Below are 11,306 nucleotides of genomic sequence, written 5' to 3' on the forward strand. Positions count from 1 at the left end.
TACGAATTACGAATTACGAATTACGAATTACGAATTACGAATTACGAATTACGAAACCCAAGTTTGCACAACCCGACCTTTAAGTTCTTGTCCTAGCCAAGGTGTATTACTAGAAAGTGTAGAAAGATTTTTCTTTTCCACCTTCCATATCTCTTGAGGGTTAAATAAGGTAAGTTCGGCTTTGTGGTCAGGAGTAATTGTACTCGGTTTCTGTTGTAAACAGATTGCTGGTTTGCTGCTTAAAGCTTGCCATAATTCCAAGGCTGTAAATTTGCTAGTTTCGACTAAATTCTGCCATAACAGGGGTAATGCTAACTCAAATCCAATTGCTCCAGGAGGCGATTCTGCAAAGGCTTGGACTTTCTCCTCATAAGTATAAGGTGCATGATCAATGGCGATCGCATCTATCACACCTGCTCTTACCCCTGCACGTAAAGCCTCTACATCACTGGCATTACCTAAAGGTGGATCTAAATGTAGGCTGGTATTATAACTCTTCATTACTTTACTGTCAAGTAATAAATGCATCCAAGTTGTGCTGGCGGTGATGGGTAAACCCGCAGCTTTAGCTGAGGCGATGAGTTCCACACTGCGAGCTGTAGAGACGCGCATGATATGGACTGGCGTACCTGTGGCTGTGACTAATTCTAACAAACAAGCGATCGCACTGGTTTCGGCACTGGCTGGGATGGGCGGTAAACCTAAACGCAGGGCTTCTGTGCCTTCGCGCATGACTCCATTGGCTGATAATAGGCGATCGCATGGCCAAAATGCTACAGGTTTCCCGAAAGGTTGCAGATACTCCAGAACCCGGCGGACAAACCCTAAATTTTCCCAAGGCTTACCATCTGTAAAACCAACCACACCAGCAGCAGCTAAATCGGCTAATTCTGTCAATTGTTTCCCAGCTAAATCCAGAGTCATCGCACCCCAAATGTGAAGATGGGGTATATTAACCATTTCCCCGGCTTTCTGCCGCAACTGTGCCACAATCGCCGGATGATCAATAGGTGGAGATGTATCTGGTAAAATGCTAACTCTTGTAAAACCACCAGCCGCAGCACCTTGTAAGAGAGATGACAAAGTTTCTCGTTCTTCAAATCCTGGTTCGCTGGAGTGACTATACAAATCGACTAATCCAGTACCTAGAATTAATCCCCGACAATCTTTAATTTGAGTATCAGAATTAATATCAGAAATTTGTGGAGCGACGGCTTGAATTTTGCCATCAGCTATTAGCACATCAGCGATTTGGTCAGTTTCTAAAACTGGATCAATTATTCTTACTTGTTTTAGCAGTTCCGTCATATAATTTCAAATTATTATTATTTTTAACCACAGATATAGTAAAGTGCTGAGTGCTGAGTATAAAGGCAGTAGGGGCGGGGTTATTAAAATTATTGTTGGTAATTGATAGCGGTATGCACTTGAATGGAGTACATCATAGCCCCCTCCTCGCTTGTGCTACCGTGTACACACAAGTCTTATCAAGTTGCCTAAGAGCGTTTCGATCCCCCCTAACCCCCCTTGATAAGGGGGGAACTAGAATCAAAGTCCCCCTTTTTCTACGCCGAAGGCGCATCCCCGAAGGGGTTTAGGGGGATTTAGGGGGATCAGATCACTTGTGTGTACACCGTAGCCTCGCTTGTGGGGAGGGGGTTGGGGGTGGGGTTCTTGTATCTCACTTAACTGATAACCGCTATGAGCATATCTGTAAACCCGCCCCTACCCACTCAGCACTCAGCACTCCTCATAAAGCTCCAGCCGCAGTTTTATCGAGTACACCTCCACTCAAATGACTGGTAATGTTCATGGCTTGTAGCACTGGTAAACCATTGAGTCCCGATGGGTAATCGATGACGCTAACAGCACCATTACCTTGGCGGAAATTCCAGAAGTTTTCTGTTGATAAACCCAAAACATGACACAGCAAAGTTTTATTAGTAGCATCATGAGCCACTATTAATCCAGTTTTGAATTGATTCGTTAATGCAGTTTGCACAATTAATTGCCAAGCTGCTACACTACGCTCCCAAACTTGCTGTAAGTTTTCCCCTTCCGGCATTTGTACTTCTGCTGGTACGAGTCGCCAGCGTTCCAAATCTCCAGGAAATTCTTGTTCTATCTCTTTTTCTAATTTTCCTTCCCAAAGTCCGTGACTGATTTCTCTTAAACCATCTTGTAATTCTAAATTTACACTAGGGTGGTGACTTAATATTAGTTCTGCTGTTTCTTTTGGCCGCAGCATGGAACTACTAACAGCAAAGTCAATTTCCACATTTTGCAGAAATTCGCCGGCTGTTTGCGCCTGTTTTCTACCATTATCATTCAAGGGAATATCAATTTGACCTTGAAATCTGGTTTGGCGATTCCATTCGGTTTCACCATGACGTACCAACAATAATCGTACTCCTTGATGATTCGGTCGCAAGGAGGGAAAAGTCTCTCCCAGATGTTGCGTCTGATTCATCGATTCGAGTTGGACTGGCTCACCTAAGCCACCAGCAAAATTCAATACACTGATGCAACAGTTAGATTGCTGTATGCAATGGTAGCGACTGGGGGGAATACCCAAGGCTGTACTGATCAGGGCGCGATTAATGCCATTATGCCCCACGATCAGGATTGTTTCTCCTTGATGGCGGGACAAGATTTCTTGCCAAAATAACCGAGCTTGTTGATAGATAGCGAGGACAGGAAAATGTTCTCTCGTTGTTTCTCCATCTTTCACCAACATCCGCAGTTCATGGGGAAATTCTTTCCAGATGCGGTAGTCTTCAGTAAACTTGTCCTTGACATCAGCACTGAGCATTTCTGCCCACAAAGGCAAATCAATTTCCATCAGCTGATCGGAAATTTGCGGCGCACCAGAATTTTTAGAATCAGTTGCTAACTCACTATAGATAATTTCGGCTGTTTTTTTGGCTCGCTGGAGAGGACTGCTATAAATAGCATTAAATGAAATATTGCTGAGGGCTTGTCCTACTTTACTGGCATCAGCACAACCTTTTTCCGTTAATCTTGATACATCGGTACGTCCTTGGATTCGCCGCTCGGTATTATAGCTGCTTTGTCCGTGGCGCACAATGATGACACGAGTCATCTGTTTTGCCCTCCTATATCTAAAGGAATAATTCTACAACGATTACAGCAGCTGACTTCACAATAAATAAATGGCTCTTGTGGGTGGAAATCTTCAGCGCCCTAGTCAATGCTACCCATTATCCCTGCAAAACATTCAGTCTCAACTCAGCACTTGTTCAGATAGCCCCCACTGATTCTAACTACGAATTATCAATTACGAATTATTTTGACTTAATCAACAAAGCCTAGTATAATTGACAACGTTTTAGTTTCCGTGGTGCAAGATGTGAGTAGTCAAAAAAAATTGAGTCCTGCCATCAAAAATATTCCCGGAGCAGCCTATCTCTGGCTAGCAATCTTGATTTTTGGCGGTTCTGGTGCAGTTACTCGCAAGCTAACAGAAATCGGTTCCCAAAACTTAATAGATGGTCGCAATCCGATTTCATTGTGTAACGTTTTATTTGTGGGGAACTTCTGCGGTTTAATGGTTCTGATGTTGATCTATGGGCGACAGTGGAACAAAGCAATTTTGAGGCAAATATCCCGGAAGAATTGGTTAATTTTAATTGTGGTAGCCATTCTTGCGGGTGCTATTGCTCCCAGTTTAATGTTCCAAGCCTTGGAGTTAACTGAGGTGAATAATATTATTTTGGTGGGGAGATTGGAACCCCCATTGATTTTAGCTTTATCCTTTTGGTTGTTGCGGGAACGGGTAAATATTTGGGAAGTTGTGGGTGCGATCGCCGCCTTTATGGGTGTAATCCTGGCTATCTTTCTTCAGCCACCAGCACAGGACATGATGAACGTTGGTGGTTTTAATTTAGGATTAGGGGAAATTTTAACTGCGATCGCATCAGTAACCCTAGCCATATCTACCATCATTAGTAAAAACTATCTCTCTCAGATTCCCATAGGAATCTATAGCATCTTTCGCACTGCCTTGGGAACGGGGATCTTTTTCTTAAGTGCCATAGTGCTTTATGGTAGCGAACATTTTATGGATATATTCTCACCTTTTCTATGGCAGTGGATGTTGTTATATGGCATAGTCATTATAGTTTTAGGTCAGTCCTTTTGGGTGCAGGGTTTGCGAAAGTCCTCTGTCTCTGTAGCCTCCTTAGTCGCCTCATTTACCCCCATTGCCGGAATTTTAGCAGCTTACTTCATCCTCGGCGAAACCCCTACTCTAGCCCAATACATAGGCGGTAGCGTCATTTTAATTGGTATATGTATCAGCCAATTTGGTATTTGGCAAAAACATAATCGCAGACGTACAGCCGACAGCATAAAATCTGCCCCAGCACAACAAGAAATAGAAGCAGAAATCGGATTTAAAGGAATTTAACATTTTGGCAGACATATTCACACCTAGGGCTGAATCAAATTTTTGAAGGGTAATGTAGGCTGAGGCATTGGACTAATTATCTTTTAATAATTTGTATCGATTATGCTGAGTGATTATTCAATTCTGTCGCTGCTGATTTCTGCTACTGACTGCTCAGACCGAGGATCAGGCAGACTAGAAACCTCACCTACCAATAATTTATTCATTTTCTATGAAGACGTTGCTTCCTGATTTAACACCTCTGGTATTTCTGTCTTTAGATCGTTATCATCAGGCTGAGAAAAGCCATCTAAGGCATCTTTGATAAACCCAGCAATGGGTACAGCAATTAACAATCCCAACAACCCGCCAATATAGGTTCCTAGCAACAAAGCAACCAACACCCATATTGGCCTCAGTCCTGTAAATCTACCTAAAAGACGAGGTGCGATCGCTTGGTCGATGAACTGGTCTGTAACCACAGCTACAGCTAGAACTTTGACTGCCAACCAAAAATTGTGTGACGCTATGATTAAAGTAATTAAACTGATACTAGCAACATCACCAAAGGGAACTAAACTAAATATTCCCACTCCCAAACCAAATATTAACCCGAATTGAACTTGAAAAACTAAAAATATTACTGTAAGTAAAAATCCCATCAGCGATGCTAAAGTCACCTGGCCAATCAAATAATTTTGAAAATTTTGCTGGAGCGATCGCTGTACTTTCTCAGTAAAACTCCAAGGCAATTTTTTAAATATTCCTGCCCAGATTCTTGGCCCATCTAATAGAATGTAAAAAGTCAATACTATTGTAATTAAAATATCAGAAACACTATCAATCGTTTCTATAACAATACTGAAAAGTCTATCTGTGAGATTCTCCAATTCATCTGGTAAACGCTCAGTAAAATCACCGATAATCTGACTAAAATTTATTGTTAATCCGTGGCTAACAGCCCAGCTATCGAGGAGTTGAAATTTTTCCTCACTTATATCAATCCATTCAGGTAATAATTTCGCAATTTCATTGACTTGTGGTAAAATAAGCGGTAATAAAGTTATACCAAAAACGGCGACAATTACCACAGCAGATATCAATACTAAGGCGACCGCATAATTTCGTTTCACACCAGCTTTTTGGAAAAATGCCACAGGGTAATTCAAAATAAAAGCCAGCAGCGTAGCCAGTATAAAAATTGTCACCAAAGATTGAAAAGAACTTAAAAATAGAAATATTAGCCAAAAGTTAAGAAATACTAGCGGAAAAAGCAACGTTAATATTAACCATTTAAGCAATTCTTTCAGTGAAATAGACATAAATAATATGATAAATTAACTTAATATAGTAATCCTATCTGATTTGCTTTCCATTGAGAGATTTAGATCCCCGACTTCTCCAAGAAGTCGGGGATCTTTAAATAGTTAACCTTCACTTTCCTTAAAAGCTAAAAATTGTTCCTGACTAATTCTACCTACCTGATAAAGGGTTTCTGTAATTTCCGAAAGAGTGAAAACAGAATGACCTCGATAACCATTGTCTAACAATCTCGCTTTCACACCATTTTCATGGTCAATCAACACCACAATATCCTGAATATTCAAGCCTGCTGACTTCAACTTCTCAGCACCTTCCATCACACTTTTACCAGTAATCAGAATATCGTCAACCACCACCACCGTTTCCCCTGGATAAAAACTACCCTCAATTAACCTCCGAGTTCCGTGTGCTTTTACCTCCTTCCGGGGATAAATCATTGGACAATGAAGACGCAAAGATAAACCAGTCGCAGTGGGTAAAGAACCGTAGGGAATACCAGCTAATCTATCAAAATTTAAAGAACTCAAAATTTCTTCGTAAGCAATGAGAACTTGATTAAAAATTTGGGGATTAGAAATAATTTTCCGTAAATCTATGTAATAAGGAAAAGTTGCCCCCGATGCTTGCACAAAACTGCCAAACATAATACAACCAATATCATAAAGTTGTAAAATCAAATCTTGTTGGGGGTGCTGAGTTGAAACAGAAACATCAGGTAGCCACACAGCACAGGTAGAAGCATCACGAACAATTTTAGTTTTTGCTTGATTAATTTCTGCACGTAATACCTGAATATTTTCAGCTAAATTTGGTTGACTCAACATATCTTGAGGAACCGGAATCAATAAGCCATCGCCATTAGCACTCAAGCCAGCTTCTAAAATTTGATTCAGATTACTACCCTCAGCCCAAACACTACGCGCCATAATTATTCTCTCAGGCGCAACCGCCCGAATTAGTGCCAAAACTTCAGGATTTATCGTACCTACTTCTAAACCCAACTGTTCTGGAGTTCCCCAATTTTTTGACTCCTTCACTACCTGTAAATAAAGAGGTGATTCATTTGTGGGATATTGTTGTAAAGCTTCTGCACCGACATTAGAAGTACAACATAAAATAAATACTGCTTTATCAGGGTAAAATAAAAAAGGTGCTACATGGTCTTGACCTGTATAAGGACTAAGAGTGATAGCGTCTATATTCCATGCTGTAAAAACAGCACGAGCAAAAACCGTACTAGTATTTAAGTCACTATGTTTAGCATCTAAAATAATCGGGATATGCCTAGGAATAGCCGCTATAATTTTTTGCAGTAGTTCTAAACCCGGAACTCCCAAAGCTTCATAAAATCCTAATGTTGGCTTATAAGCACAGACAAAATCAGCCGTTTCCGTAATAATAAATTGTAACCAATTCTGCAAATCAGAAATAATATCCTGAGAGTTATAATGCTTTGGCATCATCTCTGGATTTGGGTCAAGTCCTACAAACAGCAAGCTTTGATTTTGTGATATGCTACCCTGTAATTTATCAAAAAAGTTCATTTTTATTATTACCTAATTAAAACAGAGTAAATAATTAAAGTTCGTAGTAAAGACTTTAGTCCTTTCCATCTCCTATTTCCACTTTCCCTGCGACACGTTAAAACCCTCTAAAGTCCAGCAAACCAGTCATAACCCTGGTCTTCCCAGTAACCCTTAAATGGTGATAAACTACTTAAAAGGGAGATTTTAGTCACCCACTTACTCTGCTTATAACCAAGTTTAACCGGCGAAGCTAAACGTAAAGGCGCACCATTATCAACTGGTAAAGCTTCACCATTTTTTTCATAAGCTAACAAAGTTTGAGGATGTAAAGCTGAAGCAATATCCCAACTTTCATAATAACCATCAGCCGATTTAAAATAAGCAAACTGGACATTAGCTTGAGGTTCAGCCAGAGCGATAATTTCTCGGAGACAGACACCACCCCACTGCACTATAGCCGCCCAACCTTCTACACAAACATGACGAATAACCATAGACTTTTGGGGTAAAGCTTGAATTTCAGCCAAGGTGAGGCTAAGAGGGTTGTTAACTTCACCATCAATAATTAAACGATATTTATCTGGGTCAATAATTGGCGTACCTCTAAAAGTGTTAACTATTAATTCCTCTGGTTTCACCTGACTCAGTGCAAACTCTGGTACAGGCTTTTGGGGTTGAAATATTAATTCTCCGACTTTGCGATTTAGTGGTTCAGAAAGTGGACCAATTATATCTTCAAATGCTTGTGTACCACAGCCACCAAGAAGTAAACTGATGCTAGATAATCCCGAAATTTTCAGAAATTGACGACGCTGTATGTAATGTAAATTCATATATTTTTTGCTAATTTAGTAAAAAAATCATGCCCCCTCTCCTTACTAAGGAGAGGGCTGGGGTGAGGTTTATTATAGCTTTGTAAAAAAGTTCTAAAACCTGGAATTTAGGTAGTAAGTTAGTCCTAATGTACCGAAAATTAATCATAGTACGTTGCGCTACAACACACCCTACAAATATAAATTTGGAGTAATTTAATCATTTGTGTGTACACGGTAGACTTACTAAGGAGAGAATATTGATTCACGTAATTTACCAAAACATGGATTCAGTAAGTTTAGAACCTCCTGCTTTTCTTCCTAACAATGAGTGAATAACTGTAAATGCGATTACCAACGGTACAGATGAAAAATGCACGATTCGTAATGCTTGCCAATCGCCAAACATATCTACAATCCAAGGAAATTGAGCAGGTTTATACATACCTATCCCTGTAAGTAATGCTAACAGTAAAATTGGAATAATTGCTGTATAGATGATGCGATGCCACGCATAAGCTAAACGCTGGGGATTTTGAGTTTTTTGTAATGCTTTCAGGTCATTGACACCAACAAATCTACGTCTCCATCGTCGGGTAATTAAGACATAAATTCCATACCAAAGGAGATTTAAAGAGAATAACCACATAGCCGCAAAGTGCCAGTGTCTACCTCCTGCTAACCAACCTCCTAATGTAAATATAGGGGGAATGTGTAAACCAGCACGTCCACCAAATACGGGGTTAGCATTGTAGATTTGTAGCCCACTAGTGAGCATGAGAAACAGGCTAATGATATTAACAGAGTGGAATATCTTAGCCCCTATAGCTTGATTATGTGATTTTCCTTTGGCAGAGGGAAGGTTTGTAGTCATTGATTAATTAAAAATAAAATTTACCTTAAAACTGATCATAATTCTCCATCGTCTCTTTTTTGTAAGTTTGTGTCTTTGTGGTGAAAAAATAATAAGATTAAGCACTAAGACACCAAGATCCCAAGTTTTAAGAGGTGAGATAATCATTGGAAAGACTATTAAAGATAGCCAGAATAATTGATGTTTGTACTGAACGCATTGGCAAATTGACAGGTTGGCTAGTGTTAGTCATGGTCATCCTTGGTGTATGGAATGTTTCCGGACGATACCTGGGACGATTTATTGGCATTAATTTAACATCTAATGCTTACATAGAAGCTCAGTGGTATATTTTTGATTTAGTTTTCTTATTGGGTGCTGGCTACACCTTAAAGCACAATGAACACGTCCGCGTTGATGTGTTTTACAGCAATTGGCCGCCTCGCCGCAAAGCATTGGCAGATTTAGTGGGGACAGTATTATTTCTGATTCCATTTTGTATAATGGTAATATTTTTTTCCTGGGATACCGTTTTGGCTTCTTGGCAAATTCTCGAAACATCGCCAGATCCTGATGGTTTACCCCGCTACCCCATCAAAACCATGATTATCGTCTCCTTTGTGTTATTGATTTTCCAGGGAATTTCTCAGGTAATCAAAAACTTGGCAATTCTCCAAGGCAGACTAGCACCCCAGGAGGAAAATCATGACACTGGATTATGAATGGTTGGGGCCAGTGATGTTTGCAGGAGCGTTAGTGCTGCTATCTCTGGGATATCCTGTAGCTTTTTCTCTGGGTGGGGTGGCAATTTTATTCGGCATTGTGGGAATTTCTCTGGGTGTATTTGACCCAATATTTCTCACTGCTATGCCACAGCGCATTTTTGGCATTATGGCTAATTATACGCTGTTAGCTATCCCTTATTTTATCTTTATGGGGTCAATGCTGGAGAAATCTGGGATAGCTGAGAATTTGTTAGAAACAATGGGGATTGTGCTGGGACGCTTACGTGGTGGACTAGCTTTAGCTGTGGTGTTGGTGGGGGCGCTGTTGGCTGCAACTACTGGGGTGGTAGCGGCAACGGTAGTGGCGATGGGTTTAATTTCCCTGCCAATTATGCTGCGCTATGGATATAACAAAGAATTAGCTACTGGTGTAATTGCTGCTTCGGGGACTTTGGGGCAAATTATCCCACCGAGTGTGGTTTTAGTGGTATTGGGTGATCAGTTAGGGATTTCCGTGGGTGATTTATTTATCGGTTCCCTAATTCCCGGTTTAATGATGTCGGGTGCGTTTGCCCTTCACGTCCTGATTGTGGCATTTTTAAAGCCAGATTTAGCACCGGCTTTGCCTGCTGAAGTCCGAGAAATTGGTGGTAAAGCTTTGGGAAAACGGATAATTCAGGTGATGCTACCGCCGTTGATTTTGATTTTATTGGTTTTGGGAAGTATCTTTTTTGGCTTTGCTACACCGACGGAAGCGGGGGCTGTGGGTTGTGCGGGTGCGATCGCCCTGGCTGCTGCAAACCGTAAACTTACCTTAGAATCTTTACGTGGGGTTTGTGATACCACTTTAAAAATCACGAGCATGGTGCTGTTTATTTTATTGGGTTCCACAGCCTTTAGTTTAGTATTCCGGGGAGTGAATGGCGATCAATTTATGTTCGATGTCTTGGCCAATCTTCCCGGCGGTACAATCGGCTTTTTGATTGTCAGCATGGCAACAGTATTTATTCTCGGTTTTTTCATCGACTTTTTCGAGATTGCCTTTATTGTCATCCCTCTATTTGTGCCTGTAGCCCAACAATTAAACATTGACTTGGTTTGGTATGGTGTGATTTTGGGAGCGAATCTCCAAACTTCCTTCCTTACACCGCCCTTTGGTTTTGCGTTGTTTTACCTGCGTGGTGTCGCACCGCCAGAAGTCACTACATCTGATATTTATCGCGGTGTCATCCCGTTTATTTTGCTGCAAATTTTAGTTTTAGTCTTAATTATCGCTTTCCCCGGTATTGTGAGTTTTTTACCTAACTTGGGAAAATGAGAATTGTCAAGAGGATAATCTCACGCAAAGGCGCAAAGACGCAAAGAAAAATCAGGTATTTCGGGCTGAAGACACCAAAATTTTTTTCCCTAATTGTGGATTTGCCCTCAATTTTTATCTGTTTGACCCTTGCAATTTTAACCCTTTTAGGGAACGAAACAGCCCTGCTACCAGGGAAGGGGGAAAATTTAAAGCCTCTCTCCTTGCAGGGGCTACGGTGTACACACAAGTCGGGAAATTTTCTTTTGTGTCATAAAACCCCACCCCTAGCCCCTCCCCGCAAGCGAGGCTACCGTGTACACACAAGTCTTATCAAGTTGCCTAAGAGCGTTTCGATCCCC

At 40.9% G+C, this 11,306-nt stretch carries 9 protein-coding genes; 3 read left to right on the forward strand and 6 right to left on the reverse strand.

What is annotated here, in order from left to right:
- Nucleotides 1-48: 48 nt before the first annotated feature.
- Both ACM0OW_RS25215 and ACM0OW_RS25220 read right to left on the reverse strand, forming a co-directional pair.
- Nucleotides 49-1,308 (reverse strand): dihydroorotase, encoded by a 1,260-nt coding sequence (locus ACM0OW_RS25215; protein WP_414553384.1) that lies wholly within the window; start codon nucleotides 1,306-1,308, stop codon nucleotides 49-51.
- A gap of 442 nt (nucleotides 1,309-1,750) precedes the next feature.
- Entirely contained in the window at nucleotides 1,751-3,103 is a 1,353-nt protein-coding gene (locus ACM0OW_RS25220) for a histidine phosphatase family protein (RefSeq protein ID WP_414553386.1), read from the reverse strand.
- Between the two features lie 267 nt (nucleotides 3,104-3,370).
- Here ACM0OW_RS25220 and ACM0OW_RS25225 point away from each other — a divergent pair, with 267 nt between their 5' ends.
- Nucleotides 3,371-4,429, forward strand: coding sequence for a DMT family transporter (locus ACM0OW_RS25225; protein ID WP_414553388.1), 1,059 nt, complete (start codon nucleotides 3,371-3,373; stop codon nucleotides 4,427-4,429).
- A 209-nt stretch (nucleotides 4,430-4,638) separates the two neighbouring features.
- Here the strand turns inward: ACM0OW_RS25225 and ACM0OW_RS25230 are convergent, their stop codons facing one another.
- The 4 genes from ACM0OW_RS25230 to ACM0OW_RS25245 all read right to left on the reverse strand — a co-directional run bounded on the left by ACM0OW_RS25230 (nucleotide 4,639) and on the right by ACM0OW_RS25245 (nucleotide 8,943).
- Nucleotides 4,639-5,730 (reverse strand): AI-2E family transporter, encoded by a 1,092-nt coding sequence (locus tag ACM0OW_RS25230; protein ID WP_414553390.1) that lies wholly within the window; start codon nucleotides 5,728-5,730, stop codon nucleotides 4,639-4,641.
- 105 nt (nucleotides 5,731-5,835) lie between these two features.
- Nucleotides 5,836-7,275 carry a bifunctional orotidine-5'-phosphate decarboxylase/orotate phosphoribosyltransferase gene (locus ACM0OW_RS25235; protein WP_414553392.1) on the reverse strand — a complete coding sequence of 480 codons (1,440 nt, stop codon included), beginning with the start codon at nucleotides 7,273-7,275 and terminating at the stop codon, nucleotides 5,836-5,838.
- Between the two features lie 107 nt (nucleotides 7,276-7,382).
- On the reverse strand, nucleotides 7,383-8,090 hold the full coding sequence (locus ACM0OW_RS25240; RefSeq protein WP_414553394.1) for a molybdopterin-dependent oxidoreductase: 708 nt from the start codon (nucleotides 8,088-8,090) through the stop codon (nucleotides 7,383-7,385).
- A 253-nt stretch (nucleotides 8,091-8,343) separates the two neighbouring features.
- Nucleotides 8,344-8,943, reverse strand: coding sequence for a cytochrome b/b6 domain-containing protein (locus tag ACM0OW_RS25245; RefSeq protein ID WP_414553396.1), 600 nt, complete (start codon nucleotides 8,941-8,943; stop codon nucleotides 8,344-8,346).
- 146 nt (nucleotides 8,944-9,089) lie between these two features.
- Here ACM0OW_RS25245 and ACM0OW_RS25250 point away from each other — a divergent pair, with 146 nt between their 5' ends.
- Entirely contained in the window at nucleotides 9,090-9,644 is a 555-nt protein-coding gene (locus ACM0OW_RS25250) for a TRAP transporter small permease subunit (protein WP_414553398.1), read from the forward strand.
- A complete protein-coding gene (locus ACM0OW_RS25255; RefSeq protein WP_414553400.1) occupies nucleotides 9,628-10,965 on the forward strand; it encodes a TRAP transporter large permease in 1,338 nt (445 codons plus the stop codon). The genes ACM0OW_RS25250 and ACM0OW_RS25255 overlap by 17 nt, the downstream gene beginning before the upstream one ends.
- The last annotated feature ends 341 nt before the right edge of the window (nucleotides 10,966-11,306 follow it).

It is taken from the genome of Anabaena sp. CCY 0017 (assembly GCF_963920885.1).
Lineage (GTDB): Bacteria > Cyanobacteriota > Cyanobacteriia > Cyanobacteriales > Nostocaceae > Nodularia.